General features: G+C 36.9%; 1 tRNA gene and 1 rRNA gene. Both read right to left on the reverse strand.

The annotated features are described in order from the left end of the window. Positions 1-93, reverse strand: a 23S ribosomal RNA gene (locus HV824_RS36100); the annotation flags it as partial. A 290-nt stretch (positions 94-383) separates the two neighbouring features. Then, positions 384-459 (reverse strand) — tRNA-Ala (locus tag HV824_RS36105). Positions 460-493: the final 34 nt, after the last annotated feature.

Here is a 493-nt window from a genome sequence, read left to right on the forward strand (position 1 = left end):
ACTTACAGCTCCCCAAAGCATATCGTCGTTAGTAACGTCCTTCATCGGCTTCTAGTGCCAAGGCATCCACCGTGCGCCCTTAATAACTTAATCTATGTTTCCACCATTTTTATAAGTCAAATGCTCACATACGGCTTCGTTTTCATTATTTTAAATGCTCATTTACATAAGTAAACTCTGCTTTAAAATAATTTAACTCATTGTCTGCTAAACGTTTTCTTTTATAAAAAGATTTAAACGCGTTATTAATCTTGTGAGTGTTCTTTCGAACACTAGCGATTATTTCTTATGAATTCAAGCTTATTTAAAACTCTTTATTCACTCGGTTTTGCTTGGTAAAATCTATATTTTACTTACTTATCTAGTTTTCAATGTACAAATAATGGTGGAGACTAGCGGGATCGAACCGCTGACCTCCTGCGTGCAAAGCAGGCGCTCTCCCAGCTGAGCTAAGCCACCAAATAGGTATTAAATTAATGGTGTGCCTAAGTGG

The sequence above is a fragment of the Myxococcus sp. AM009 genome, from assembly GCF_013372605.1.
In the GTDB taxonomy this organism is placed as follows: domain Bacteria; phylum Myxococcota; class Myxococcia; order Myxococcales; family Myxococcaceae; genus Myxococcus; species Myxococcus vastator.